30 protein-coding genes are annotated in these 24,044 nt (G+C 64.0%); 7 read left to right on the top strand and 23 right to left on the bottom strand.

Features of this window, described 5'->3' with window-relative positions:
* Positions 1 to 10: 10 nt before the first annotated feature.
* The 3 genes from mobF to KXR83_RS25450 all read left to right on the top strand — a co-directional run bounded on the left by mobF (position 11) and on the right by KXR83_RS25450 (position 4,679).
* Complete coding sequence (gene mobF, locus KXR83_RS25440; RefSeq protein ID WP_437427125.1) at positions 11 to 2,968, top strand: MobF family relaxase; 2,958 nt, start codon at positions 11 to 13, stop codon at positions 2,966 to 2,968.
* A 657-nt stretch (positions 2,969 to 3,625) separates the two neighbouring features.
* Positions 3,626 to 4,102, top strand: a complete 477-nt coding sequence (locus tag KXR83_RS25445) for a hypothetical protein (RefSeq protein ID WP_437427126.1) — start codon at positions 3,626 to 3,628, stop codon at positions 4,100 to 4,102.
* Between the two features lie 64 nt (positions 4,103 to 4,166).
* Entirely contained in the window at positions 4,167 to 4,679 is a 513-nt protein-coding gene (locus tag KXR83_RS25450; RefSeq protein WP_023961508.1) for an HNH endonuclease, read from the top strand.
* Positions 4,680 to 4,710: 31 nt separating this feature from the next.
* Here KXR83_RS25450 and KXR83_RS25455 read toward each other — a convergent pair whose 3' ends face one another.
* From KXR83_RS25455 to KXR83_RS25475, 5 genes are all read right to left on the bottom strand, one after another.
* The gene (locus tag KXR83_RS25455; RefSeq protein WP_023961506.1) at positions 4,711 to 5,862 is read right to left on the bottom strand and encodes a hypothetical protein; all 1,152 of its coding nucleotides are present in this window, start codon (positions 5,860 to 5,862) and stop codon (positions 4,711 to 4,713) included.
* A gap of 39 nt (positions 5,863 to 5,901) precedes the next feature.
* A complete protein-coding gene (locus KXR83_RS25460; protein WP_023961505.1) occupies positions 5,902 to 6,207 on the bottom strand; it encodes a hypothetical protein in 306 nt (101 codons plus the stop codon).
* A gap of 69 nt (positions 6,208 to 6,276) precedes the next feature.
* Positions 6,277 to 6,852: a thermonuclease family protein gene (locus KXR83_RS25465; RefSeq protein ID WP_023961503.1), complete on the bottom strand. Its 576-nt coding sequence runs from the start codon at positions 6,850 to 6,852 to the stop codon at positions 6,277 to 6,279.
* A 48-nt stretch (positions 6,853 to 6,900) separates the two neighbouring features.
* Positions 6,901 to 7,968 carry a Fic family protein gene (locus KXR83_RS25470; protein WP_051406667.1) on the bottom strand — a complete coding sequence of 356 codons (1,068 nt, stop codon included), beginning with the start codon at positions 7,966 to 7,968 and terminating at the stop codon, positions 6,901 to 6,903.
* A 31-nt stretch (positions 7,969 to 7,999) separates the two neighbouring features.
* Positions 8,000 to 8,230, bottom strand: a complete 231-nt coding sequence (locus tag KXR83_RS25475) for a hypothetical protein (protein ID WP_031333106.1) — start codon at positions 8,228 to 8,230, stop codon at positions 8,000 to 8,002.
* Between the two features lie 43 nt (positions 8,231 to 8,273).
* On the opposite strand from KXR83_RS25475, the gene KXR83_RS25480 reads away from it, so the two are divergent.
* Complete coding sequence (locus tag KXR83_RS25480; protein ID WP_152538151.1) at positions 8,274 to 8,663, top strand: hypothetical protein; 390 nt, start codon at positions 8,274 to 8,276, stop codon at positions 8,661 to 8,663.
* A 220-nt stretch (positions 8,664 to 8,883) separates the two neighbouring features.
* On the opposite strand, the gene KXR83_RS25485 is transcribed toward KXR83_RS25480, so the two are convergent.
* Genes KXR83_RS25485 through nrdH form a run of 5 tightly spaced genes read right to left on the bottom strand, consistent with a single transcriptional unit; the run spans position 8,884 to position 10,598 of the window.
* On the bottom strand, positions 8,884 to 9,093 hold the full coding sequence (locus tag KXR83_RS25485; RefSeq protein WP_023961495.1) for a hypothetical protein: 210 nt from the start codon (positions 9,091 to 9,093) through the stop codon (positions 8,884 to 8,886).
* Positions 9,090 to 9,719 carry a DnaB-like helicase N-terminal domain-containing protein gene (locus KXR83_RS25490; protein WP_023961493.1) on the bottom strand — a complete coding sequence of 210 codons (630 nt, stop codon included), beginning with the start codon at positions 9,717 to 9,719 and terminating at the stop codon, positions 9,090 to 9,092. Before KXR83_RS25490 ends, KXR83_RS25485 begins: the two co-directional genes overlap by 4 nt.
* A gap of 40 nt (positions 9,720 to 9,759) precedes the next feature.
* Positions 9,760 to 10,029, bottom strand: coding sequence for a hypothetical protein (locus KXR83_RS25495; protein ID WP_031333101.1), 270 nt, complete (start codon positions 10,027 to 10,029; stop codon positions 9,760 to 9,762).
* A gap of 28 nt (positions 10,030 to 10,057) precedes the next feature.
* A complete protein-coding gene (locus KXR83_RS25500) occupies positions 10,058 to 10,336 on the bottom strand; it encodes a hypothetical protein (protein ID WP_023961489.1) in 279 nt (92 codons plus the stop codon).
* 16 nt (positions 10,337 to 10,352) lie between these two features.
* The gene (gene nrdH / locus KXR83_RS25505) at positions 10,353 to 10,598 is read right to left on the bottom strand and encodes a glutaredoxin-like protein NrdH (RefSeq protein ID WP_023961487.1); all 246 of its coding nucleotides are present in this window, start codon (positions 10,596 to 10,598) and stop codon (positions 10,353 to 10,355) included.
* A 521-nt stretch (positions 10,599 to 11,119) separates the two neighbouring features.
* Here nrdH and KXR83_RS25510 point away from each other — a divergent pair.
* A complete protein-coding gene (locus KXR83_RS25510) occupies positions 11,120 to 11,416 on the top strand; it encodes a hypothetical protein (RefSeq protein WP_152538150.1) in 297 nt (98 codons plus the stop codon).
* Between the two features lie 52 nt (positions 11,417 to 11,468).
* On the opposite strand, the gene KXR83_RS25515 is transcribed toward KXR83_RS25510, so the two are convergent.
* The 3 genes from KXR83_RS25515 to KXR83_RS25525 all read right to left on the bottom strand — a co-directional run bounded on the left by KXR83_RS25515 (position 11,469) and on the right by KXR83_RS25525 (position 13,638).
* Positions 11,469 to 11,627, bottom strand: coding sequence for a hypothetical protein (locus tag KXR83_RS25515; RefSeq protein WP_023961483.1), 159 nt, complete (start codon positions 11,625 to 11,627; stop codon positions 11,469 to 11,471).
* Between the two features lie 329 nt (positions 11,628 to 11,956).
* The gene (locus tag KXR83_RS25520; RefSeq protein ID WP_437427127.1) at positions 11,957 to 12,970 is read right to left on the bottom strand and encodes a DUF3560 domain-containing protein; all 1,014 of its coding nucleotides are present in this window, start codon (positions 12,968 to 12,970) and stop codon (positions 11,957 to 11,959) included.
* Positions 12,967 to 13,638, bottom strand: a complete 672-nt coding sequence (locus KXR83_RS25525; protein ID WP_023961481.1) for an LPD29 domain-containing protein — start codon at positions 13,636 to 13,638, stop codon at positions 12,967 to 12,969. Before KXR83_RS25525 ends, KXR83_RS25520 begins: the two co-directional genes overlap by 4 nt.
* A gap of 371 nt (positions 13,639 to 14,009) precedes the next feature.
* On the opposite strand from KXR83_RS25525, the gene KXR83_RS25530 reads away from it, so the two are divergent.
* Entirely contained in the window at positions 14,010 to 14,417 is a 408-nt protein-coding gene (locus KXR83_RS25530) for a hypothetical protein (RefSeq protein ID WP_023961479.1), read from the top strand.
* A gap of 78 nt (positions 14,418 to 14,495) precedes the next feature.
* On the opposite strand, the gene KXR83_RS25535 is transcribed toward KXR83_RS25530, so the two are convergent.
* The 10 genes from KXR83_RS25535 to KXR83_RS25580 form a co-directional block, all read right to left on the bottom strand.
* Positions 14,496 to 14,705 (bottom strand): hypothetical protein, encoded by a 210-nt coding sequence (locus KXR83_RS25535; RefSeq protein ID WP_023961477.1) that lies wholly within the window; start codon positions 14,703 to 14,705, stop codon positions 14,496 to 14,498.
* Positions 14,706 to 15,239: 534 nt separating this feature from the next.
* Positions 15,240 to 15,533 (bottom strand): HigA family addiction module antitoxin, encoded by a 294-nt coding sequence (locus KXR83_RS25540; protein WP_023957686.1) that lies wholly within the window; start codon positions 15,531 to 15,533, stop codon positions 15,240 to 15,242.
* A 51-nt stretch (positions 15,534 to 15,584) separates the two neighbouring features.
* Positions 15,585 to 15,866, bottom strand: a complete 282-nt coding sequence (locus KXR83_RS25545) for a type II toxin-antitoxin system RelE/ParE family toxin (protein WP_023957688.1) — start codon at positions 15,864 to 15,866, stop codon at positions 15,585 to 15,587.
* 128 nt (positions 15,867 to 15,994) lie between these two features.
* Positions 15,995 to 16,816 (bottom strand): hypothetical protein, encoded by an 822-nt coding sequence (locus KXR83_RS25550; RefSeq protein WP_031332139.1) that lies wholly within the window; start codon positions 16,814 to 16,816, stop codon positions 15,995 to 15,997.
* Positions 16,817 to 16,914: 98 nt separating this feature from the next.
* Positions 16,915 to 17,061: a hypothetical protein gene (locus KXR83_RS25555; protein ID WP_161634001.1), complete on the bottom strand. Its 147-nt coding sequence runs from the start codon at positions 17,059 to 17,061 to the stop codon at positions 16,915 to 16,917.
* The gene (locus KXR83_RS25560) at positions 17,058 to 17,621 is read right to left on the bottom strand and encodes a ParB/RepB/Spo0J family partition protein (protein WP_051406492.1); all 564 of its coding nucleotides are present in this window, start codon (positions 17,619 to 17,621) and stop codon (positions 17,058 to 17,060) included. The genes KXR83_RS25555 and KXR83_RS25560 overlap by 4 nt, the downstream gene beginning before the upstream one ends.
* 88 nt (positions 17,622 to 17,709) lie before the next feature.
* The gene (locus KXR83_RS25565; protein ID WP_023957690.1) at positions 17,710 to 18,069 is read right to left on the bottom strand and encodes a hypothetical protein; all 360 of its coding nucleotides are present in this window, start codon (positions 18,067 to 18,069) and stop codon (positions 17,710 to 17,712) included.
* Between the two features lie 12 nt (positions 18,070 to 18,081).
* The gene (locus tag KXR83_RS25570) at positions 18,082 to 18,264 is read right to left on the bottom strand and encodes a hypothetical protein (RefSeq protein WP_023957692.1); all 183 of its coding nucleotides are present in this window, start codon (positions 18,262 to 18,264) and stop codon (positions 18,082 to 18,084) included.
* 503 nt (positions 18,265 to 18,767) lie between these two features.
* On the bottom strand, positions 18,768 to 21,083 hold the full coding sequence (locus KXR83_RS25575) for a DEAD/DEAH box helicase (RefSeq protein ID WP_023957694.1): 2,316 nt from the start codon (positions 21,081 to 21,083) through the stop codon (positions 18,768 to 18,770).
* The gene (locus tag KXR83_RS25580; RefSeq protein WP_023957696.1) at positions 21,080 to 22,891 is read right to left on the bottom strand and encodes a site-specific DNA-methyltransferase; all 1,812 of its coding nucleotides are present in this window, start codon (positions 22,889 to 22,891) and stop codon (positions 21,080 to 21,082) included. The genes KXR83_RS25575 and KXR83_RS25580 overlap by 4 nt, the downstream gene beginning before the upstream one ends.
* Positions 22,892 to 23,317: 426 nt before the next feature.
* Between KXR83_RS25580 and KXR83_RS25585 the strand changes: the two genes are divergently transcribed.
* Entirely contained in the window at positions 23,318 to 23,746 is a 429-nt protein-coding gene (locus tag KXR83_RS25585) for a hypothetical protein (protein ID WP_161634002.1), read from the top strand.
* The last annotated feature ends 298 nt before the right edge of the window (positions 23,747 to 24,044 follow it).

The following is a 24,044-nucleotide window of genomic DNA, read 5'->3' on the forward strand; positions in this document are numbered from 1 at the left end:
GCGGGATCGGTTGAATTCAGATCTCGACGGCCTTCTCGCGCTCGAGGACCAGCGCCTGGCCGGCGGGGTCGGACATGACGCTTTGGCGGTCAACGGCACGGTCCGCGAAGAGCAGATGAAAGCGCTGTTCGGAGAAGCGTTGCACCCCAACGCTGATGCTCTGATCGACACGATGGTCGGCGAGGGTATGAAGCCGGCGGCGGCGATCAAGACCGCCCGGTTGGGCCGCAAGTTCCCGCACTACAACAACGACATCGAGTTGGTGAAAGCCACCGAAGCGAGCATCGAATCGTTCGTGGCCACCCACCACCGCCGCCCGAAAGTGGCCGAGGTCCGCGACATCGAACGCGACCACGGCCGCCGACTGTTCACCGCCGACAAGGGCCGGGCCCCGCTGACCGAGCGGGAACTGTCGTCGTGGATTGCCTTCGAGAAAGGCAAAGTGCGCCAACCAGTTGCCGGGTTCGACCTGGTGTTCACTCCCCCCAAATCGGTGTCCACGCTGTGGGCATTGGGTGATGAGCACACGCGCCGCACCATCGAACGCTGCCACCACGAGGCGGTCAACGACGCCCTCACGCACCTGCAGCAGGAAGCGATCTTCACCCGCTCCGGTGCCAGCGGTGGGCTGCAAGTCGACACCAAAGGGCTGATCGTGGCCCAGTTCGATCACTACGATTCCCGGGCCGGGGATCCGAACTTTCACACCCACGCCGCGGTGTCCCAGAAGGTCCAGGGCACCGACGGTGTGTGGCGATCCATCGACTCCAAAGCCCTGCACAAGGCCGCTGTGGCGCACTCGCAGCGCTACAACGGCGCAGTGATGGACCTGGTCTGCCGCGAGCTCGGTGTGGGCCGTGAGGTCCGCCAGATGGGCGAGGGCCGCCAGGCCGTCATCGAGATCGCCGGGGTGCTGCCCGAGCTGCGTGAAGAGTTCTCCGGCCGCCGCACCGCCATCGAGGCCCGCTACGACGAGCTGCTGCGCACCTACCGCGACGAGCACGGATACATGCCACCCAAACGCAGCATGTACCGGCTCATGCAGCAAGCCAACCTCGACACCCGCGAAGGCAAACAGGCCGGCAAGTCCCTCGCTGAGCTGCGTGAGGGGTGGCGTGATCGCGCCCTGACCGTCCTGGGATCCGAACGCAAACTCAATCGGATGATGGACCGAATCCTGCAGCGTGAGAACGCCGCCGACCGCGACTTTCTCGGCGTCGAGACCGAAGCACAGCAGGTCCTTGAGCACCTGTCCGAGCGGCGCTCGTCCTGGACGATGCACTCCCTGCGCGGGGCTGCCGAAGCACACTTGGCGGCCGTCGCGTTCGATGCTCCACACCAACGCCGAGCTGCGATCGACGCTGTCATAGACCACGCCCGAGCGGGTGTGATCGCATTGGCCACCCCCGAGTTCGCCCCCACCCCAGCGGCATTGCAACGCGCCAACGGCGAATCGCAACTGGTGCGCCACGACGAAACTCTGCTCACCACCACCGCCATCCTGGCCGCCGAAGACCGCGTGCACGCCGCGGCGAACACCCCCACCGGGCACGTCCTGACCCGCGCCCACGTCGAGCACATCTGCCAGCAGTTGCAGGCCGAGAACGGCCGCGAACTCAACCCCGGCCAACGCGCCCTGGTCGACCATTTCACTGGCTCCGGCGCCCTCCTCGCCGTCGGCGTAGGCCCCGCTGGTGCCGGCAAAACCACCGCCATGTCCGCCGCAACCAAAGCGTGGGAAGCGGCCGGACACAACGTCATCGCCCTCGCACCGTCCGCGGTCGCGGCCGAGAACCTGGCCGAAGAGATCGGTGTGGAAGGCCGAACGGTCGCCTCGTTTACCTATGCGTGGCGCGGAATCACGTGGGGCGGAACACACAAAGGCGTCTTCGACGACCGCCTGCCCGTGCGCCAGGGAACAGTCATGCTCGTCGACGAAGCATCGATGATGTCCACCGCCGACTGGGATGCGTTGCTCGCCCTGGCTCGTGAACGCGGCGCGATCATCCGGGCGTTGGGTGATCCGGCTCAGCTCGACGCAGTTGAGTCCGGTGGCCTGCTGCGGTCGCTCGCCGACCAGACCTACGCACCTGAACTCGACGAAGTCGTGCGGTTCGGCGACGACCACGTGCAAGCGAAGAACTCGATGGGATTGCGCAAAGGCGACCCTGCCGCGATCGACCTGTACGCCCGTCGCGGGTGGGTGCATGACGGCACCCTGGCCGAGCTGAAAACCCAGCTGGTGGCCGACCATATCGCTGACCTGGGCGCCGGCCGCAACAGCATCGTGTTGGCCTCCACAGTCAATGATGTGCGCGAGCTCAACTCAGCGATCCAGTCGATTCGCCGCGCCGAAGGTGTTGCCCGCACCGGCCGTCTGGCGGGTCTGTCCGATCAGCACATGGCCGGCGTCGGCGATCAAGTCGTCACCCGATCCAACGACCGCGGACCCGATGGCCGCACCAAAGGAGGAACGCGCCGCGGCGCCTATGTGCGAAACGGTGATGTGTGGACGGTCGTGAAAGTGCACCGCGACAAGACACTTACGGTGCGCCACCGCGACCACAAAGGCACCGTCCGGCTGACCGCCGACTACGTCGCGAAACACACCGAACTGGGCTACGCGATGACGATCCACCGCGCCCAAGGATTGACCGTCGACGTGACCCGCATGCTGCACTCGGTCACCGCCGACCGCGCCGGCCTCTACGTCGGATTGACCCGCGGCCGCTCCCAAAACCATGCCTACGTGCCGCTGGATCAAGAGCTGCCCATCGACGTGGAAAAGGTCCACGTCGACGGCGTACAACGCGCCCCCACCGCCGTCGAACTGCTGCGGGTCTCAGTCTCCCGCGACAACGGACACCGCACCGCCACCGAGGAACTACGCGCTGCTCTCGCTGCCGCATACGACCCCGAACGCCTCTCGGTGCACTCCACACGGGCCTTTCCCTACTCGCCGCGGTAGATCCCGTCGGGGCCCGCGGATCGAACGAAGTCTGCGAAGTCTATCTGACCGACCAGGTGGCCAGTCAGGATCGCGAGCGCGAGCGGGGCCAGGAGATGGCCGATTACTACACCGCCCATGGCACTCCCCCGGGGTTGTGGTGGGGCGATGGGCTGAGCGACTCGACGCGGCGTGTCATCACCGGTGGGGTTGCGGCGATTCGTCTAGCTGTAGCCGTCACCGGCATGCAGCACGTGCAGGGTCATCACCACCGCACCATAACCCGGCCACGGCCGTGGTGGAAGAAGCGCGCCGCCCCCGAAGTCAGAAGATCTGCCAGAGGTGTGTCAGAACTAATCACTCACAGCAAAGCTGTGGGATCAAACAAGCAGGTCATGACCGAAGGGCATGGCGAAAGGCGACGATGGTTCGAAGAACCGAGATCAAAAATCGGGCACAGAGCAGACAGCGGAGACAGACAGGGCGAAAAGACGGTGCAAGGCCCCCCGGGGCCGGCACACCGGCGATTCGACCACCAGGCGACAACGGTCTGCCAGAACCCCCCAACGGCCGCGTCAGCGGGTAATGTTGGGGCTGCATTCAACTGGCGTCGAGTGCTGCAAGAAGTTTCGTATGCACGTACGGGGCTTACACAGGTTCAGATGAGGGAGGGCCCTCGTGGCTACCACCGAAAAAAGAATGTCCGCACGCGATCTCGCACGGAAGAAGGTCGCCGCGCAACGCGAAGCGCAGCGACTGCGCGACCAGGCCAACGAAACCGATCTGGCCACTGTCCTCAAAGCGGCCGAAGCGGTACCGGCTGCAGAAACGGTCCGCGACAAGGCGATCGCTGCGGCCAAGACCAAGTGCCAGAGCAAAGTCGACGAGGCACACACTCGGATGGGCGCCGCGCTGGCAGCGATGCGGGATCGCGGTGAAACGATCGCCGCGCTCGCCGAGCTCTCCGACCTGCCCGACACCGAAGTGCGTCGGCTGATCAGGCTTCACGAATCCAAAGCCACCGCAGACAGCGAGACCGCTGCGCCAAGCGCCGAGCACAGTGGCACCGACGGTGCACCACACCTGCCGGCGCCGGCGGCCGGGGGAGACGGCGGCAGTCAGCCGGTCCAGTCGCCGGCAGAACTCGCGTCGTAGTCCTGGGGTAGACCACACCCATGGACATCACCACCGCGCTTGCTCTTTCGGTCGAGGCCGGGTCGTGACCAGCCACCGGCTGGTTGTCGACCCGGTCGGTCACGCCGGCGAGATCCGGCGGTTCAACCGGTACGTCATCGCCGGCCCCAACCCGCACGACTGTGCGGTGTTCGTCGGCGCGATCGGCGACGACGGCTACGGCCGGTTCTGGCTCGGCCGACCCGGTGGTCCGAAAGTTGTCCGCGCTCAACGATTCGCCGTCGCCGCCGTCCACGGCGTGATGCCGGCCGGGTTGGTCGCCATGCACGAATGCGACAACCCACTCTGTGTGCGCGTGGGCGCCCGTCACGTCGTGATCGGTAGCCAGTCCGACAACCTCACCGACATGGGCCGCAAACACCGCGGCGGCGGCAGCGGATGGGGCCGCGGCGCCAGCGGTCTAGATCGCCAAGCCCGACGAGCCCGCGCCCACGCCGTACGCGCCGCACTCACCGGCGGATGGGACCGCACCGCGGTCTCAGAAGCGTTAGGTGCTGGGATGCCCGGACAGGAACCGTTGTTCGCGTTAGGAACCTAGGGTCCTAACGCTTCTCGCGCTCCACACGCAATTACTTTTCGGCCGATCCGATCTTCAGTTGCTCGATCACGGTCGCGGCGATGGAGAGAACTGACGCATCGTCAATCTTGTTGGACCGTTCGATCTCTGGTGCGCCAAAGACTCGCACTCCCACGTCGTGCAGGATCTCGGCCTTCTGCTCGGCGTTGAGTTGTTCGACAAATCCTCCGACGGAGCGCAACTGAACCGCGGTTGCCTGTGCCCACCACCAGCTGCGTCGGTGGTGCGCCGACAAACTAGCGGCGTAGGCGGCGAGCACCGCGAAGGGAAGTGTGAGCGAAAGGTGCAGGAGTTGTTCAACCCAGGTGTCAGCGCGCAGGAACCATAGGGTGCCGCCCGCCACGGCGGCCGTTGCTGCCAACGCCCCGGGAACGACACCCGACCAAAATCGCGAGACTCGTCGTTCCGACTTCGCCAAATCGGTGAAATAGGTGGAGATCGATGCAGTGCCAGCAACCCCGGCGGCTTGCGCCGCAAGCTGCGCGGAACGTTGCGCGCTTTCGACTGCGTCTCCGGCGTCGCTCGCTGCTTGGGCACGTACCACTCGTGCGCGATAGTCCGCCAGCAACCGCCCAAGCTGGCTGGTCCACAAATCGCCCGCAGCATCCATGCTCGCGGAGTCATCCCATTGGACTGCAAGATTGATATTCCGCCACAGGCTGGTCGAGTTGAGACCGGTACCCGCGACGCGGCCAAGCCACGCGTCGAAGAACCTGGTGATGTATTCGGGCCATCCCTCGATCTTTGCCGTTGCTAGATCGTGTAGCAGGTTAGTGAGGAACCCGGTCAGCTCATCGACGGCGACCGGACTTACAAACTCGACCAAGTATCGCTCTGTCGCACTGGGGCGGTCTGAAGCCAATCCCGCTGAACCACCAATCGGAAAGGGGGTCTCATAGAGGACGCGTCGTATCTCGCCACAAACCCATCCAAGTATGTCGATGAGGTGCGAGTCGATGCGGGCAGCGATATTGCGTGCCTCTTTGGAAGGGGGGTGCTTCACGTCGTCGACCGCGTCGACGATTGCCTGAAGTGCTTCGTTGGCGCGAAGCCACGTATTGAGAACCGCGTCTCGGTCAGCACTTTCGAGGATCGTGGAACCTGATTGCCAGGTGGGCTGTGACGCTATCGGCTGGCTCATCATGATGCCAACCGTAACTGCCATGGGCGACGCAGCCGGTGATTACCGGGTGGGGATGGGTGCCAGGAGCGAGAGAATGGGTAGCCGCCACACCACGAGCGCGAGGTGTGAGCGCCACAGTCGGTGTTTGAGGGCGTAGAGCCAGTGGCCGGCGAGCCAGAGGGCCAGGCCGATGCCGGCTTCGATGGGGTAGCGGGTGTTGGCGAGGTCGCCGCCGTGGATGAACATTCCGCCGATGCCGTCGATGAACAGGATGATGCCGACCAGGCGGGCCAGGCCAGAGCCGATGCCCCACAGCAGGATGGCAACGAGCAGCACACCGGTTGCGATGAACACGAGCGAAGCCATGTCGGTCACCTTCTGTGAGTTGGGGCCTGTGTGGGTGGAGTGTCGTAGGGGTCTGACAGTGGGCAGGGGTTAGCTGTCGGTCGGGCAGTGGCCCCACAGTCCGTGACGGTCGCGTTGAGCGTCACTCTGGGCGGCGCGGAAGGCATTCCGGTAGCGGTAGCGGGTGCGGTCGTAGGTGTATTCACGGGCAGCTCCGGCTTCGATGAGCGCCAGGTTGAACAACCGCTGATCTTGGACGGTCCACACGTACGCCAGCTGGCGGTCGTAGCGGTCGGTGTCGCCGACGGTCTGGTCGTGTTCGAGTCGCACCGCGCGGCCGGTGAGGATCGTGCTGGTGTAGTCGCTCGCTTGTGGCCCGAAGCATTCAATGGGGGCGTTGGGTTTGACGGTTTCGGGGGTGTCCACGCCGATGAGCCGGACGGTGGACGTGGCGCCGGCGCGATCGGTGACCTCGATGGTGTCGCCGTCGACGACACGGCTGACTGTCACCTCGGGCCCGGCGGTGTCGGGGATCTGCCCGCGCATCACATCGACGGCCGTGTCAGTCACGGGCGCGGCGTCCTCGTCGGCAACTGAGGCGCACCCTCCGAGAAGGGTGGCGCCGAGTGTCGCGGCGGCGATGAGTGCTCGGTAGCGAGAGGTCATGTGCGAACTGGTCCTGTGTTCGGTGGGTGGCTGGGTCTGCTTGCGCGTTCAGGCGTGCGGCAATCGGGCGTCCGCACGCCGCACGTATTCGTCGCCGTCGATGTCGCCGCGTTCCAGCGCGGTCAGGTCAGCGATGTCGGCGCGGCCTGGTGTCCAGCCGTCGAGGACGTGGCTGGCAATGTTGTTGTGCACGTTCCATTTCTGCTCGATGGTCAGGCCGGCGAATAGGTCGGGGTAGCGGACGGCGTAGCTGGGTTCGGTGTCCACCTGGGATCTCCTTCCTTCGCGGCCTGGCGTGCGTGCTCCGGTGGTTAGCGTTCGATGCCGTGGTGGTGTCCGGGACGTTCGGGGCCGTTGTCGCGGTAGTGGTGTGGGGTGTCGGGGAGCTGGTTGTAGTGGACCGGCTCGGGATGTTGTTGGTAGGCGATGGGTTCGGGGCGTTGGTCGTAGCTCAGCTCGTGCTGGTGCTGGTGCTCGTGCGCAGGGCTGGTGGTTTCGGCGGCGGGTGTGGGGGTGGGCCGTTCGATGGTGATGAACTCGAGCACCGGGGTCAGGGCGGCGGGCCGGGTGGTGAAGTCGCCCGGCCTCGGGGCGGCTCATCCCGGAGCGCATGTTCCACACGTAGGGGTCGATGGCTGTGAAGTTGTAGTCGTAGGCGGATTGTTCGGCGATCTGGGCCATGAACAGTTTCGCGGCGCGGCCGTTGCCTTCACGGAACGGGTGGGCGTGATTGATCAGGGTGTAGATGACCGCTGATTGGTCGGCGAACTCGCCGCGGTCCACTGTCGCCCACGAGGTTTCGGCGGCGGTGGTGGCGGCCGCGGCAAGGTAGTGGTCGATGTCGTGGCGGTGCGCGAACGGTTTGCCGTCTTTGCTCATGTTCACTTCGCGGTACTGCCCGGCCCACTCGTACACGTCTTGGAACAGGTAGCCGTGCAGCGCTCGCAGGTGTTCGGCGTCGAACGTGCGCTGAATTTGGGCGGTGCCGTTGCGGACCAGTTCTTCTCGGGCGGCGGTCCAGATGTATTCCTCGCCGGAGAGGTCGTGTTGGTTGTGGTGGCCAAGTTTGTTGGCCAGCACTGTGGTTCCTGGCCAGTAGTAGTCGTCCCAGTCCATCGACTCGACGTTCCCCCCGCGTGTCGGTTGTTTAGGACGATGGGCGTTTGGCGGCCAGGCCGGCGCGGCCGCGACGCACGTACTCCTCGAGGGTGATGTCGCCGCGTGTGAGGGCGATCAGGTCAGCGACGTTGTCGCGGGTGGGTTCCCACCCTTCCATCTCGTTGTTGGCGATCGTGTTGTGCACGGACCACTTTTGCTCGATCGTCAGCTCGGCGAACAGGTCGGGGTAGCGCACTGCCCATTCGGGTTCCTGTGTCATGACGGTCATCGTATTTCTCCCTCGCTTGTTCTGGTGGTGGTCTGTGTCAGCGTTCGATGCCGCGGTGGTGGCCGGGGTGTTCGGGGCCGTTGTCGCGGTGTGGGGTGTCGGGGAGCTGGTTGTAGTGCACTGGTTCGGGGTGTTGCTCGTAGTGCTGCGGGGCAGGGCGCTGATCGGCGCCCAGGTGCTGTTGCTCGGTCAGGTGCTGGTTGCCGGCCAGTTGCAAGGCGGGGTCGGGGTGCGCGGTGTGGGGGTGGGTGTACTCGCGCAGCTGGGTACGGAGCTCGACGACGTCGTTGTAGGCCTGGCGTTCAGAGTCCGAGGCGCAGGCCTGTGCCCGGTTCGCGGCCACGGCGAGATCTCGGGCAATGCCAAGGTGCTGCCGACGCTGGGTTCAGCGTGGATGCGGTGGCCGTCGACGAGTCGGTCGTAGTGGTCCATTGCCCATCCTGCCGACCCCAGATCGCGCCACAGGTTTGATGATTCGACGTGCCAGGTGCGGGTGTCGGTGTAGGGCTCGTCGATGGCGCGTTCGGGCAGGGTGACGAAGGCGGCTGTCACGGCGTAGCCGCGGTCGCTGCGCTGCAGGGACACATCAGCGATGTGGGTGTGGTCGGGAACGTGGTAGTAGCTCATCGAGAGGTCCTTTCGGGTCAGAACAGGGTGTGTTGGGCCTGGGCGGCGGCAGTGTCGGTGAGCCGTTCGTAGGCGGCGGCCATGCGCTGCACGGCGGCGTGGGGTTCTTCGAGCTCGTCGGCGATTTGTTCCCAGCTCATGCCTTCGTCGTAGTGCATGTGCCAGGCCATCTTGTGCAGATCCTCGGCCCGCAACACCGGACCCCCGCTCACGTAGTCGGTGCTCATGCGGTGCCCTGGTGCAGGCGGGCGAGCTGGTCGCGTTTGGTCAACCACAGTTCTTCGGCCCGCTGCTGGTGGCCGGTGAGGCTTTCCCAATGGCCGGCGAGCTCCTCGACGCTGACGGTCTCGCGGATCTGGGACATGCGGGCCAGCAGGCCGGCGTAGCCGCGGCGGTACCACTGATCGATCACTTTGGCGGCCAGGTGCGGCAGCTCCACACCACCGATCAGCGGTCCCTGAGCGGGGGACAGGATCGCGAACAAGTGCTGCTCGACGCGGGCCAGGCGGCCCGTCTCGAACAGCCGAGCTTGGACCAGGACCGGGGTGGCCGGTCCGCCCTCGTCCAGGACACTGCTCACCGCGTCGAAGATCTCGGTGTGTGCCGGGCTCCAGAACGGATTCCACCGGTCGGGTCCGGTCATGATCTGACGGACCTGCTGGGCAAGGTCATTCGGTGCCCACATCAGTGCAGTCAGGAACGCGGCCTCGACGCTGGTGGTGATGGCGTCCTCGGTGCTGACGTCCGGGCCCAGGTGGCTGGGGAACTGATCGACGGTGAGGGCTTCGTCGTCTGGGGTGAGCGCGCCGGCCGACTCGATATCGGTGGCCATGTCGCTTGCTGTGATGGTCATCGGGTCCTCGTTTCCGTCGCTCGTGGGCGTTCGGCCTGGGTCAGTCGGTGGCATAAGACAAGTCCGCGTACACACACCCCGGCCCGTGCGGATCACTGAGGTGCTCGTGGCATTCGCGGCAGCAGTCCTGGTCGTCGTAACGCAACGCTTCGTGCGCGGCGGACCATGGCCGCAGCTGGTGTGCCTGCTCGGCGCGCTGCGCCAGCTCCTCGAGACGGGCGGTGTCCTCGAGGTCGCCGGCGCCGCGCCGGGCCTCGGCTTGTTGCCGGTAGTGCTGTGCTCGGTCGGCGTAGCTGGTCGCTGCGGTCATGGTGTCGGTCTCCAATCGAAAAGACTGCTCAGGGAAGGGAAGTGATGATGCGGTAGGCGGCTCGGATTTTGCGCGCCGCGTCGTCGATGAATCGCTCTGCATCTTCGCTGCCAATGTCGTTGGTGTACTCGATGTCGTACAGGTGGCCCTCACCCAGCAACACGGTCAACCGCTCAGCGTGGTCGAGGTGTTCTTCCGCCGCGCGTAGGGCCGTCGCCAACTCGACACGGGTGGACGCGATGTACTGCTTGCGCCGCTCCTCGGTCTCATCCCTCTCCTGTGCGAACTCGGCAGTGTCAGCGCCCATTTGCTTCCCCTTCTCTTCATGCCGCCACGTGAGCAGCGAGTGCTTTGATGCGGTCGGGCCGGAAGCCGGACCAGTGGTCATCGCCGGCCACCACGACGGGTGCTTGCAGGTAGCCCAGTCCCATCACGTAGTCGCGGGCCTGGTCGTTGGTGGTGATGTCGACGACGGTGTAGTCCAGGCCGTTCTTGGCGAGGGCTTTATAGGTGGCGTTGCACTGCACGCATGCGGGCTTGGTGTACACGGTGATGGTGTGCTCAGTCATTGTTTTGGCCTCTCGATTAGTTACGTGCGACTGGTTGCGTTGATACGTCTATTCTATTTCCTATTGCGTTGATTCGCAACACTTTCCGTGAATTGGTGTGCATTCTTTCGGTCATTCATTTTTGGGCATTTCCTGATATTAGCGCCGCCCTGTCGGGGTGGATTCGAGTCAAGTTGTGCAGGAGAGAAAGGGCCGCGATATAAGCGGATCGGCGCGCCAGCGGCGGGTAGCGCGTGGGTCTTTGTCGACGGAGCTGCTTGACGCGGGGCCAGCCCGATCCAGTCAGAATCGGCGCATCAGGGGATGACCGGCCAGGTGAGACAAACACGCAGCACACACCGCACGTATGGGTTAGGGTGAGACGTCGGATTGGCGTCGGACACCTTGTCAGAACTCGCTCGCATGCATGTGTGCGCGAGTGGTTTTGTGGTGCGTGTTGTGCGCGCCCCCTGCGTGCTGACCCTTTCTGTCCATTCTGCTCAAACCTGAGCGTGAATGTCCGCATATAAAGGGGGTTCATTGTGACATTTGCAAAAAGAATTGGTGTGGGTCTCGGCGGAATTGTGGCCGCTGTTGCTGTGTCGTTGGCGGGGGTGCCGGCCGCCGGTGCTGACACCATTAACGTGGTGCAAAAGACTCGGTATTGGTGGGACAATGCAACGTATTACGAATACGGGCCGTTCCGTGATGCGAATCATTGCATTGGTTTCGCTAAATCGAATCCGCAGCTGTCGGAATTGTTCATGGTCAATGAAGCGGTGTGCAGTGCCGACAGCGGTTCGCCGTGGCACTTGAACGCGCCGATCAACATCCTGTAGCCGACGCGCCGTTGGTGGCCCCACCCTTGCGGGTGGGGCCTGGCGGCCGCCGTTAGCTGTTGTCGGCGAATGGGTTTGACGGTGTGCCGTCGGGCAGGTGCCAGTCGGTTTCGAGTTGGCTGGTTCCGTCTTGGCGGATCGTGTGGGTGGTGATGCCTTCTCGGATGATGATCGTTCCGTCGGTGCTGGCGTAGGCAGTGGTGATGGTCATGGTGGGTTCTCCTCGTTGTGGGCGACGCTGTCGGCTTCGCAGTCGCTCAGTGCGGGGTGGGCGGTCAACCCCGAAGAGCAGCGGCGGCCGGAAGCCACTTTCACGCGAGCGCAGCGAGTGCGGTGTGAAAGTGGTTGGAGCGCACGGGCGTAGCGCAGCGGAGAACGGGCGGAAGCGCCGGTGCGTGGGTTGACCGGTCGGGCCCCCGGACTGAGAGAATGAGAAGACGCGCGCCCCTTGGTGACCACAAGGGCGAAGCTCGGGCCGAAGGCCCGACTACGCGGGTGGCCGCGCAGCGGACATACCGTCACGCTGCGCGGCCACACCGTTTAGCCGGCCTTGTCCGCCTCGCCTGCGCCGGTCGCGTTCTGGTCCGCAGTGGTGGTGCGATGGCCGGTGAGGTGGGCGTATTTGATGGTGTGGGTGAGGGTGCCGCCGCCGTAGGCGGGATATTCCACGGTCACCGATTTGGGGTTGACCCGGCGGACTCGATACCAATCGTCGTACCGGCCGCGCACCAGGTCCCCGACACGGATGGTGTCGCGGGTGTAGTTGGTGGTCTCGCCGCTGGCGATCTGCTGCTGGCGGACCTGTGTCCAGTAGGCGATGTCCTCGGCGCGTTGGGCCATGCGGGCGGTGAGCCGGTCGCGGTATGGGCCGGACGCTGCCGTGGTGACCTCGTCGCGCTTCTCGCCGGCGGCGTCGGTGAACAGGGTCCGGCGGTGCCCGTCGAGCGCTCTTTGATCGGCGCGCTGTTCGGCCTCGAGTGTGTCGATGCGGTTGGCCACGGTGACCGGGTTATATCGGTGATCGGTGGTCGCGGCGGCCGCCGCTGCGCGCTGCTCGACAGCCTTGGCGGTGTTCTCGGCCTCCACGGCCTGACCGAGTGTCTTCCACGCTTTGTCGATCGCGCCCCGGTGCCGGCGTTCGGAGTGATGGCCGATCTTGATTGGCTCCCCACCTGGGGGCAGGGCGTCGGTGGCGGCGCGTTCCCTCGCCCACGCCGTCTCGGCGTCGCTCTTCTTGCGTGCGGCTTTCGCGGCGAGGGCTGCGGCGCGGTCGTCTTGGCGGGTCAGGCGGTCGGCCTCGGCCTCGGCCGCTGGCCGGTGGGTGCGGTCGATCTCCACGGTCACGGTGTGGCCTGCCTCCCGCAAGGCGTGGGCGGCCCGGTTGATCTTGTAGTCGTTGGGCTGGCGGTCGCGGCTTCCGGCGATGCCCCACAGTCCCAGCGTGCGGAACCAGCGAAACCCGTTGGCTTTCAGAATCGTGTTCGTGCCGTCGCCTTTGCTGGTGCCCTCGACAAGGGTTCCGTCTGTGTGGGTGTGGCGAATGGTGATCGTCATAGCGGCGTAACTCTTTCCTGTGGAGTGGATATTGAGGTGTGGGTGGCTGCCCGTGTGAGGGGTCGGGCAGCCACCCGGCCAGAGGGTTTGCGGGTGTGCAGTGCCGGTGTGGCGGTAGTGAAGTCGGTAGCCGACAGGGCGCTGGTGATCGCGGTTCCCATGTCGTAGGGGGAGCGGGGCAGCGGTTCACCCAGGTACGACAGCCAGCGGTCGGCGTCGAGGGTGAGCATGGACGCTGAGCGGTGCAGGGTGTTGTAGGTCAGGGCCTCGGGGTCGATACCTTCAACAGCGAATGCGGCTGAGATCCAGGTGTTTTCGTCCATGAGCTGGCGCACGGTGGTACGCACTGCATCGTCGGTGAATGCGCGTTCGCCGTTGATCCCGTCGCACGAGTACGAACGCACCTCGGGCAGCTCGGCCGGGTCCGTGCACACCAGGCGGTCGTCGAGCTGGTCGTAGCTGTCGGTCATCCCGTTGAATTGGGCGCTTTGGAACTGAACCCACTCGCTTTGGGCTTGGGTGTAGGCCGGTCCGTCGACCCAGGCGACCCGCAGCCATGCGCTGGCGGTGCCGCGTCCACAACGGACGGAGAACTTCACGGTGGGCCAGGTGGCGCGCAGGTGCTTACGCAGCTCGGCGGCAGTCTCTTTCGTGGTGAACTTCGGCATGGTGACCCTCCGGCCTCGGTGCGGCAGACCTGGTGTCCGCCCACTGTTTTGCCCTTCTGGCAAGGGAGAGGTGGACCGGCATAGGAGGACAGAACACAAGACCGCGGGCGGAAAGTTTTCACGCGGAGCGAAGCGGAGTACGGGTGTGAAAAGTTTCCGAGCCCGCAGGGCCGCAGCCGCGGTCTTGTGTGGCGGACGACGCCGGTCACACTCGGACGGCCAGAAGGGACAAAACGAGGAGAAAGGCCGTCAGGCCGGGCGCTGTGCGCCGCAGGCGCTTCCGCTCAGGTGACCGCGCAGCGGGCATGGCCACCGCATCACCGAAAGCAGGATCTCGATCATCGAGAAGGTCGCTGACCTACTGTCAGGTCATGACGATTCATCCGGGGGCACGCAGGCTGTGGATGGCCGCGCTGGTGGTCGTCTGCGTCGCTGGGTGCGGCGCACCGTCGCAGCCAGCACCTGAGACCACGGCCTGTGTGACGGGGTGCGACGCTCCGTGGGAGCCGGCACCTGAGGCGGTGAAGATCGGCACTGCCTATCGCTACAACCTGTACACCCATTGCGGGGCGGGCGATGCCAAGTTCGCCGGGCAGTACTGGGAAGCGGCCCCCACCGAAATAGTCTCCGGCAGTGCGCCTCCGGGATGGTCTGATCCCCATCAGACGGGCGTCATGACGCGGGTGTCGGAGACGTCCGCTGTCTTCGAGGCCACAGGACAGAAGAGAAGTTTTCAGCTACGACCAGGAGCCACCGAATTCCTCCGGATCTGTATGTGACCGGGCGCCACATCGGTGTCGAGAACGCACCAAAAAGGCCCACCCCCGGGCGGGGGTGGACCGCAGCCTGCCGGCGCTTTAGGGGGCTACCTCGAGGCGCCAGTAGCCGATCGTGCGGGGGAACAACTCGACAGTCTGGGTCTTGGTGGGGCTCAGGTAGGCCTGGGCGGTCGGTATCGACCCGTCTGCCATCTCTACGTCGACGAGTCCGACTCGGTGGACCAGCTCGGCGTTGGTGACGGTCAGTGGTCCGTACTGAACTCCGTCGATGGTGGTGTAGACGTTCATGATTGGCCCTTTCGGTAGGTGGCGCTGACGCCTCGCAATCGGGCTGGGCGGGGTGGGCTGTCAACCCCGAAGAGTCCCGGCGGCCGGAAGCCACTTTCACGCGAGCGCAGCGAGTGCGGGTGTGAAAGTGGTTGGAGCGCACGGGCGCAGCGCAGCGGAGAACGGGCGACACCGCCGGGGCGTGGGTTGACAGGTCGGGGTCCCCGGCCAGCCACCATGAGAAGGCGCGCGCCCCCGTGGTGACCACAGCAGCGAAGCTCGGACCGCCAGGTCCGACACGGGCTGAGGGGGTGGGGGGATGAGAAGCCTGGCCAACGACACAACCAGGGGAGATGGTGTCGGGACCGGGGGGAGTGGTCCCAGGACCGGGGGAATGGTCCGGTTGGCCAGGCTCTCGGTGAGCACGCTAGCAGGACGAACTGACATTGCCCATCTCAGCGGCGCTCGCGGGACGAAGCGGGGCAGGTTGTCTCACCCTACCCCGCTCCGACTGCCTTTAGTTGATGTCCGCCAGGACGTTGTAGCGGGTCGGGGTTAAGCGTCTTCGAGGACTTTGACGGTGGACAGGTCGGTGGTTTCTTTGGCGACTTCGAGGTCGTAGTGGGTTTGCATGTTGAGCCAGAAGGTGTCGCTGATGCCGAACATTTTGCCCAGGCGGAGCGAGGTGTCGGGGGTGATGGCCCGCTTGCCGTGGATGATTTCGTTGATACGCCGTGGCGGGACGTTCATCAGATCGGCCAGTCGGCGCTGCGACAGGCCCATGGGCTCCATGTAGTCCTCGAACAGGACGACACCGGGATGGATCGGGGGATGGGCTGTGGTGGTCATGGTGGGAACCTTTGGTCGGGGATTTGTTCTTGGTGCGGTAGGGGATGTGGGTTAGTGGTAGTCGACTATTTCAACGTCGGCGGGTCCGTGTGCAGTCCAGGTAAAACAGATTCGCCACTGCTGGTTGATGCGGATGCTGTGTTGCCCGGCCCGGTCGCCTTTGAGCGCTTCGAGTCGGTTCCCCGGCGGGATCCGCAAATCTGACACCCGGTCGGCGGCGTGCAAGGCCAGGAGTTTGCGGTAGGCGCGCTGTTGCAGGTCCGGGTCGAACTTCTTGACCACTTCCCGCCGCCACACCTTCTCGGTTCGAGAGTCGTGGAAGGACTGGATCACCCCTTTAGTGTAACGCGTACCGTTACGGGGGTCAAGTGGTGGATGGTCTCGGGTCGGGCGGTGGTCAATCGCGCCAACGCAGGCTGGGGCGGGGTAGGTTGTCTCACCTGCCCCGCCCCCAAACCTGTTTAGCTGATGTTGATGTCGTCGGCGTTCATGTCGCCGGTGACGACCTTTTCCACGTCGGACAGCACGTATCCAAACGCTTCGGTGAGGAATGTCAGGTAGCGGGTGCGTCCTTCGCCGATGCTGCGCAGGTATTCGTGGCCACCGCGCCAGGCGTCCTTGGGCAGGTTCGCCTCGTGCGCGGCGCACGTGATCGCCAAGGCGATCAGCTGGGCGCGTTCACCGGTGGCTCCGTCGAGCGCTTCGATGGGATCGCCGCCGAGCAGGTCGGCTGCGATCTCCTTGGCGTTGGCGTCCTGGCGGGTGACGTTGTACATATCGGCGTCGTGCCACATCGTGGTTGCCAGGAACGCCGCGACCACAGCGGCCTTACCCTTGGGCAGGGTTTTACGGCCGAAGGCCTCGGTCAGCTTGTCCCGGCGCACCGTCTGCGCCGCCACACCCAACTTGTTGAGCGTCTTGACCTTGCGTCGTTCGCGGGTCTCGGCGTCTTTGTGGGCCTGCTCGGCCTCGGTCAGCGGCCGATCTTTCGGGGTGCTCTTTTTGCTTGACCGGTTCTGCTGGTCCCACTCCCACACGGTCAGTAATCCGGCCTCTTCGTAGCAGCGGTGAAACCACACCACCTCAGCCGTGCAGCTCTCGGTCCGGGTCACTGTGCGCGGGTCGTGGTAGCCCTCTTCAGGCTTGAGGTCGGCGTCTTCTTCACCGTCGAGGTCCCAGTCGATGTCGTCGCGGTCGAGTGCGACTCCTTCGGCGCTGGTGTACTCGGTCCGCCACCGCGCCGACAAGAGCGCGAGCAGGTGATCGGGGTCAAGATCGGCCACGGTGGCTTTGCTGCCTTCAGCGTCGACGAGCTGATCGAGGCGGCGGTAGCCGCTGACAACGTCGCTCCGGTCGGTGGTGGCGATAAAGCCCTGGGCGGTCAGTTCATCGCGCGCGGCCTGATCGCGGCGCGTGCCGGTGCGGTCTCCTTGAGCTCAGCGGCTTTGTGGTCGAACCGGCCCTCGGCAGCGGCGGCGACCAGCTCGGCCACGGCCTCGGGATCGTCGTCGTACTCGGCGAAGATCATGCCCTGGTCCAGGGTGAGGTTCGCGGCATCGACCGCGCTGCGGGCGGTCTGGGAGGCTGCGGTGGCCAGCGCTGCATCGACCGTCTTTTTGTTGGTGTGCAGCGATTTGGCGATCTTGGTGGCCGACAAGCGGTCAAGGACAGTTGCTCGACCGCTGCGGCCTTCTCCGATGCTTTGAGGTCGGCGCGGGCTTCGTTGGCGATGACCTGGTCGATGATGCGGCGGCGGGTCCGCTCGGTGTCGTCGCTCTCGGCCTGATCGGCCGCGACCACATAGACCGGGATCGATGTCAGACCGGCCTCACGGGCGGCGAGCATCCGGCGTTGGCCGTCTCGGACCTTCACGGTGCCATCGGCGTCACGGACGGCGTACAGCGGCAACCGGACACCGGTAGCGATCGAGGCGATGAAGTCTTTGCCCAGCACCGGATCGGTGCGCACGTTGTCATCCAGGACCAGCTCGGCCGGGTCGATGTGCAGCAGCTCCCCGGTAGCGGCGGTGATGGTCTCGACAGCAGTGGTCTCGGCGTCGGGGGTGATGGTGGCGGTGTTGTTTCCCATGGTGTTTTCTCCTATTGTGGGTGAGAAGCAACCGGGCCGAGTTACAGTCGGCCCGGCTGCTTTTCTTTATGGGCCAGAAGCGGTTTCGCTACCTGGGGTTTGTGGGGGTGTGGTCGACGGGGTTGGTGTCGGCGTCGGCGAGCATGCAGGCGGCGATCACGCGGACATTCGACAGTCGGGCGGCTTCGTCCAAATGTTTGGTGGCTTCGATGTGCCACGCGGCGCGCTGGTTCGGGTGGGTGGTCGACTCGCCCCGCCGGATGTACATCGCGGCCTCGGCGGTTTCCCGTTCAATGGCCTCATCCAGCGCGGTGGCCCACTCTTCGGCCTGGGCAATCATGGCCTCGTGGAAGCTGATTCCGCGTAAACCGGCCATCATGCGGACCGCTGCCAGGTTCGGGGCGGCGACGGTCAGGGCGTCGAGTTCGGTGTAGGTGTCGATGGTCATGGGGTGCTCCTTTTACTGTGCGAAGTGGGTGGGGTCGAGGACGGTGGCGGCGGCTACATGCGCCTCGGGGCTGCTAACCGCGAGGTCGAACAGGACGAACTTGGTGTCGTCGTCGAGATCGGTGTAGGCCGGATCTCCCGGCATTTTCGTTTGGTTGTAGACGTGCTCCATCGCAACGAACGGGTCATAGAACATGGCGTGCCTCCTTGGGTTGTCGTGTCCGCCAACTTTTTTGCCCTTCTGGCAAGGGAGATAAAGACCGGCTCAGGAGGACAGAGCACAAGATGTGGGCGGAAAGTTTTTCAGGGAGCGCAGCGAGTGCGGGTTGAAAAAGTTTCCGAGCCGGCAGGCCGGAGCGCAGCGGAGCCAGGTCTTGTGCGGCGGACGACGCCGGTCATGATCGGACGGCCAGAAGGGCAAAAGGGCTCTTCCGGCCGATAGGCCGGTGTCACAGTGCGCCGCAGGCGTATCGGAGTAGGTGACCGCGCAGCGGGCAAACAAAAGGCCGACCACCACGGGGAGTGTAGTGGCCGGCCGAAGGGGAGGGGCCCGGTCGTGAGGACGCTGGGTGGTGGTTGTGCGGGAGCTGCGCTAGGTCGCGGTAGGGCCCGGTGTCGCGGTAGCTCTAGATTTGACGTGGTTGTCGCGCTCAGCTCGACGTTCGTGCGGCCATTCGATTGACGGGCAGCCTAGTTGCGCTACGAACTGACCCCTGCGTCCTTGGCTAGTTTGCGTAGGGCTGCGCGTAGGTCCGGGTAGTGGACGGGCTTTGGGTTCTGCGCAGTGCCTGCCCTAACGACTGTCCACCCGTCGTCGCTGCTCTCTACTGAGGAGAAGTCCTGAGCCACCCGGCCACGGGTGATGAGCACGATCTTAGGTAGGTCCAGGTTGAGGAGCTTGCCGCGCACCTTCTCTTCCAGGATATGAGCGCCGGTCGGGTCGACGGCGTAACAGGTGTCGCCAACCCACCAGAGGAAGTCAGGATAGAAGGTATTGGATTTGCCGACCTTGATAGGCAGCTGCACTCCGTAACCCGAGCCCCGGGATGGGTTGCGAGCCCATGTGCCGATGTTGAGGCTATCGAGAGCGTCTGCAAACTCGCGCTCATCGGTGTTAAAGGACGTTGCACCGTAGCGCGGGTGCGCCGCGTTCTTGTACGTGATCAGCTCCGACGTAGACGGCTGGTGTGCGGGCAGCGACCATGCCTCCTCACCGATGATCGAAACGGTGACGAGTTGTACGGACCGTTCGAAGTTGTCGATCAGAGCGGCGGCACGCTCTGCCAAGACTTTCTGCGCGGTGGACCCGGTCGATGCGCGCTGCTCGAAGGCTGGCCCGGTGAAGATACTCGGTTCAAGCAGGTGAGCGCAGTGTCGGTTGGCCGACTGGATGCGGCGTCGCAGATATTCTCCATTGGGCCGGCGAGTGGCCGCGGCGATGGCCTTGTAGCGCGTGTCGTCGTCACCGCTACGTAATGAGATGCGTTTGGTGGTGCGTAGTCCCTCAGCAATAAGGTCATTGTCGTCCCACAGCTGCTTTGCCATGGCGCGAATCTTCTTGACTTCGTCATCAAGCTCGGCCTCTCCCAACTGATAGTTGGGCAGCGTGGCGATCTTGCGGGCCTTCGTCTTGACCGGCACTTCAGGAAGGGGGTCCTTCTTGGTTCGGACCCGGATGGCCGAGGAACCGTAGGGATCGGACTCGTCAAGGGCGTACAGGCTGAGCTCTCGCTTCAACCCGCTGATGATCTTCTCGAAGGCCTGATTGGGCACCCGGACATAGAGATAGGCGGTGTTCAGCGCTTCGTCGTCGAAGTGCTGTGCTCCGGGCTGCCGCAGTGCACGGCCGATGATCTGTGCGATCCGGACGTAGGAGTTGGATTCGTCATCAAAGTATTCGACGTAGGCCTCGGGGTCGTCCCAGCCTTCTTGTAGCGCACGATTGCAGATGATGTGGCGGTGGCGCGGCTCGAGGTCGGTCAGCGAAGCCATGCGTTCCGCATCTTCCGGAACAATCTTGGTTTGCGTGTAGATCGCGATCTCGTCCGCTGGCACTTTGGCATTTACGAGGTGCTCCCAGATCGCGACCGGGCGAGCGATGATCTCGGTCTTGGTGGGGTTGGACTTCTCGACAACGTAGAGCGCCTTCGGGTTGACGCTGCTGCCCTCTTTCTTGGCGCGGCGGGCGAGATTACGCACCTGAGCTAGAGCTACATCGAGCAGCACGGCGGGGTCGGAGTCGAGGTTGTCGACTTCGATGGTGTGCTTGAGTAGCTGGGCGTCGACAACGTCCTTTGTTGCCACCGCCACTCGTCCTTTGGCTGCGATGGGTTTCATGACCGGGTCGTCATCGGTCGTAATGGCGAACTGGTCGAACCTGTCGCTGCTTGGCGGGGTGGCGGATGCAAGTAAGAAGCCAACGGGCTTAAGGCCGATTAGCTGGTCGAGTTGCGCGGGCGTCTGGTTGTGACTCTCGTCATAAACTACCCAGATCGGTCGCGCAAGGGCGGACGATAGCTGCGCCCAAGGCGATTTGTCGCCGCCCCAGTCCGGTTGCGGCCGATGCATGTTGAGACGTGCTGTTTCTACGCCGCCGTCACTAGCCGCGTCCGCTTCGTTCCATGACCCGACGGTGGTCACCCAGATCGTCAGCCCGGTGTGCGTTTCGAGTAGCTCCCCCCACTCGGACTTACTAGGCCGTTCTCGAACTATTTGAGTTCCGGCAGGCAGGAGCGAACGATAGCGGCCGCGCAAGTTGCGGTACGTCTGCTCGACCACGGCGGCCGATACGGATGTCCAAAGCACCACCGCGCCACCCAGTTGTCCAACGGTCTTGGCCAAAATGGGGGTTTTTCCAGCGCCGGTGACCGCCTTGAGGTGCCCGATGAACGGGATCGTAGTCAAGCCAATCTTACGAACGCCGCCCTCCGCGTAGGCGCTGATCCATTCGTCGGCCGCCTCAGAGAGTTGGGCCGCGGCCTGCTCCTGAAAGGGCAGCAGTTCAAAACCGCTCACGGCAGCAGCTCGTGGTCGAGGCCGTCGTCGGTGCGGTCGGATGCCAACGCGGCAAGTATCTCGTCAGGAATCTGGCAGAACCGAAACGATCGGGTCTCAGATACCGCACAGGTCGTTCCGTAGATACGTAGGGGGGTCTTGAGCGGCGGGGTCATAGCGGCTGCCTCCTTCAAAGCCTCGTTGATAATCGTTGTGGTGACCCGACTCTTCGTGGTGCCGTTCCAGACGAGCGCCAGACCCTCGCCTCGCGCGTTCGCCCCGATAATCCAGTGGCCACCGGTGACACGACGGATGCCCGCGCCAGCGCCGGTCCGATCGGTCTGGCAGATGACGTGCACGATTTTTTCGCGCTCGAGGCCCAGAATCGCTTCGCGATCAAGCTCACGCCCGGTGCGCATGAAGGTATAGCCGGAGTCGAGGTTGTCGATTTCGATCGCCCGCGCCAGCCGAGGCGCGGTCAGCACTTGTGCGTACTTGTCTTGGCCGTTGCCTTCTTCGATGAGAATGAACCGGCGGTGCCCCTTGTCGCGCTGGTTCAGCGCCAGCACCGCGTCCCCGGTTGTGCCACTGCCAGCGAAGGGGTCGAAAACCACGGAGTCGCGGTTGCCGGCGGCCCCGACAAGCATTTCGATCAGCTGGACGGGTTTCGGGTTTTTAAACCCGTCAAAGTCTTCGCCAAACAATTGCTTCAGCCGGTAGGCACCGGACCTTGCGTCGAGGTCGATTACGCTACGGAGCCCACCCTTATAGCTATTCAGAAAGTCCTTCATCTGCACAATCTGGTCACGACTCTTCGGGAACACGATTAGACCGTCTTCTATCAACCGCGACATAGTCTCAGGCTTGAAACGGTATCCATTGAGGGGCGTCGCATAGGATTTACGGCTGCGCACGCTAACAACGCCAGCCTCGGACACCCCATACCTGTAGCCACCAGGGTTAGGGTTATGGACGCGGTAGGCCACCTGAAACGGCCCGCCGACCGGGTCGACGTCGGTGTAGCGGCTAAGTCGCCCGACAGACTCCTTGTTAGTACGCACGAACGCGCCCCACGCCGCGCGCAGCTCGTCGTGATCCTTGTGCCGACGCTTTAGCTTGGCGAACTGCTCCATCATGGCATCGCGGATCTCGTCGGCGGGCGTAGCCCAGACCTTCGGCACCTTTTTGATGTTCTTGGCGTAGACCACGACGTATTCGTGCTCAATCGCGACACGGGAGGGATTGTTGTCCGGCGAACCGCGCCAGGTGATGACCGCAATCCGATTGCGTTCATCGAACACCTCGTCCAACAGCATGAGTAACCTGCCGAGCTCGATGTCGGAGATGGACACGAATATGACGCCATGATCGGCCATTAGTCTGCGAATCGCGACCATTCGCGGGGCCATGTAATTCAGCCATTTGGTATGACGTCCGCCATCTTCGTTGCTGACGTAGTAGGAGTCCGACCCGTCCGCATCGGGGTCGCGGTAACGCGCATCGGAGTAACGAAAATCCTGGCCGCCGCGGTTGTAAGGCGGGTCGATGTATACAACGTCTACAGAATCGGCGTACTGCGACTGCAGAGAGACCATGACTTGAAGGTTGTCGCCCTCGATGAGCAGATTGCCAGCGTCCTGATCGCCAAATGACAGCACGGGATCGATCTCAAGCACTCGAGGTGTCGGCACCGCCGCCCTGTACGAGCGCCTACCCTGCCAATGCAGGTGCAGTCCAGCCTCCGCGTTGACCTCTTCTAACCCGTCGTCGAGAGGTCCCTTGTCGGCCGATTTTTTGGCTGACAGGTTCTCCGTTGCCTTCTTCGCCACCGCTTAAGACTATGGCCCACGGATCAACTCTCCCCACCGCCCTGACATCAGAGCCCCGGCGCGGCGCCATCCAGGCAAACCCTTCGGCACAATCGTCAGACTGCTGCGCCGAACCGGGCCGTGATCGTGTCGGCCACCTGCGAAGGGCTCAGCGGCGTACTCCGTACGCCCACCATCCACCAGGCCGCGAGCACGTACTTAGCGCCCCACAGCTGCAAACATGCCGCAGGACCCCGAACTCACGGGCACGTCAGTAGATGGAGCTCACGGATCAGCATGGGTAGGCATCAGATGCGCAATCGCGGCAGCTCAGGTTCTCGCAGCATCATTGCTGGCCGGGGCAGCACGCAGACCGTGGCGTGTTGTCGACGATTGCTCTAATCTTAAGTCTGCCAGATTGGCAGATTTAACTGTTGGGAGATAACGATGATCACCCATCGAATTGAAATTGATGATGACGTGTACTCCGAGCTTGAGCGCCACGCTCAGGGTTTTGAGCGTCCGAACAATGTGCTTCGCCGTCTACTTCTGCCGGCAAGAGGGCACGGCGGTGAGTCGAGTGGTGGCGCACGGCGCCCCGGCAAGCTATACGCGCTCGTGGAGGCTGGTCTGATAAGTGTGGGTGACACCCTGAAGCATCATCAACCACGAAAGCATCGGACGTTTACTGCGACCGTCGAAGCGGCCGGATGGATTACCACCGAGCACGGTCAGTACGAGTCACCTTCTCCTGCCCTCGCAGACTGCGTCGGCACTCAAATCGATGGGTGGGCGTGGTGGATTCATGAGCCGACTGGCAAATCCCTTCGACAGCTCCGGGACGCCGTTCGTAGATCAGGTGCTGTAAACGGTTAACGTGCGGCCGCTCGCCGAAGGCATGGCGCGCAGATTGGATAAGCCACCTGTGAGGCTCGGGATCTGCTAGCAGACATAATGCAATCTTATCGCCGGAACACGGTGTGGCACTATACCTTCCCAGTTCCAGACCCATCAGCAGACAGCAGAGGGTACTGCAGGGGCTCACGCCCGACGCCGTTACGTCTGACGCACAACGAGTGGCGTTGTGAATGTGTGAACTCAACGCGTCTGGTGTGAGACGAATAGGTGGTAGTAGTGAGTTGCTTTCCGAACGCGAACAGGAGTGTGAACGGCA

This window comes from Williamsia muralis (assembly GCF_051487485.1).
Classification (GTDB): Bacteria; Actinomycetota; Actinomycetes; order Mycobacteriales; family Mycobacteriaceae; genus Williamsia; species Williamsia muralis_B.

Coding starts and splice junctions, on each gene's coding strand:
- nrdH (WP_023961487.1), bottom strand. CDS start 10,598: ATGACTGAGCACACCATCACCGTGTACACCAAGCCCGCATGCGTGCAG.
- KXR83_RS25495 (WP_031333101.1), bottom strand. CDS start 10,029: ATGACCGCAGCGACCAGCTACGCCGACCGAGCACAGCACTACCGGCAA.
- KXR83_RS25465 (WP_023961503.1), bottom strand. CDS start 6,852: ATGACCTCTCGCTACCGAGCACTCATCGCCGCCGCGACACTCGGCGCC.
- KXR83_RS25470 (WP_051406667.1), bottom strand. CDS start 7,968: ATGGACTGGGACGACTACTACTGGCCAGGAACCACAGTGCTGGCCAAC.
- KXR83_RS25560 (WP_051406492.1), bottom strand. CDS start 17,621: ATGGGAAACAACACCGCCACCATCACCCCCGACGCCGAGACCACTGCT.
- KXR83_RS25515 (WP_023961483.1), bottom strand. CDS start 11,627: ATGACCATCACCACTGCCTACGCCAGCACCGACGGAACGATCATCATC.
- KXR83_RS25455 (WP_023961506.1), bottom strand. CDS start 5,862: ATGATGAGCCAGCCGATAGCGTCACAGCCCACCTGGCAATCAGGTTCC.
- KXR83_RS25565 (WP_023957690.1), bottom strand. CDS start 18,069: ATGACCATCGACACCTACACCGAACTCGACGCCCTGACCGTCGCCGCC.
- KXR83_RS25460 (WP_023961505.1), bottom strand. CDS start 6,207: ATGGCTTCGCTCGTGTTCATCGCAACCGGTGTGCTGCTCGTTGCCATC.
- KXR83_RS25485 (WP_023961495.1), bottom strand. CDS start 9,093: ATGAGCACCGACTACGTGAGCGGGGGTCCGGTGTTGCGGGCCGAGGAT.
- KXR83_RS25520 (WP_437427127.1), bottom strand. CDS start 12,970: ATGACGATCACCATTCGCCACACCCACACAGACGGAACCCTTGTCGAG.
- KXR83_RS25535 (WP_023961477.1), bottom strand. CDS start 14,705: ATGAACGTCTACACCACCATCGACGGAGTTCAGTACGGACCACTGACC.
- KXR83_RS25540 (WP_023957686.1), bottom strand. CDS start 15,533: ATGACCACCACAGCCCATCCCCCGATCCATCCCGGTGTCGTCCTGTTC.
- KXR83_RS25555 (WP_161634001.1), bottom strand. CDS start 17,061: ATGATCTTCGCCGAGTACGACGACGATCCCGAGGCCGTGGCCGAGCTG.
- KXR83_RS25530 (WP_023961479.1), top strand. CDS start 14,010: ATGACGATTCATCCGGGGGCACGCAGGCTGTGGATGGCCGCGCTGGTG.
- KXR83_RS25570 (WP_023957692.1), bottom strand. CDS start 18,264: ATGTTCTATGACCCGTTCGTTGCGATGGAGCACGTCTACAACCAAACG.
- KXR83_RS25500 (WP_023961489.1), bottom strand. CDS start 10,336: ATGGGCGCTGACACTGCCGAGTTCGCACAGGAGAGGGATGAGACCGAG.
- KXR83_RS25525 (WP_023961481.1), bottom strand. CDS start 13,638: ATGCCGAAGTTCACCACGAAAGAGACTGCCGCCGAGCTGCGTAAGCAC.
- KXR83_RS25585 (WP_161634002.1), top strand. CDS start 23,318: ATGATCACCCATCGAATTGAAATTGATGATGACGTGTACTCCGAGCTT.
- KXR83_RS25475 (WP_031333106.1), bottom strand. CDS start 8,230: ATGACACAGGAACCCGAATGGGCAGTGCGCTACCCCGACCTGTTCGCC.
- KXR83_RS25490 (WP_023961493.1), bottom strand. CDS start 9,719: ATGACCATCACAGCAAGCGACATGGCCACCGATATCGAGTCGGCCGGC.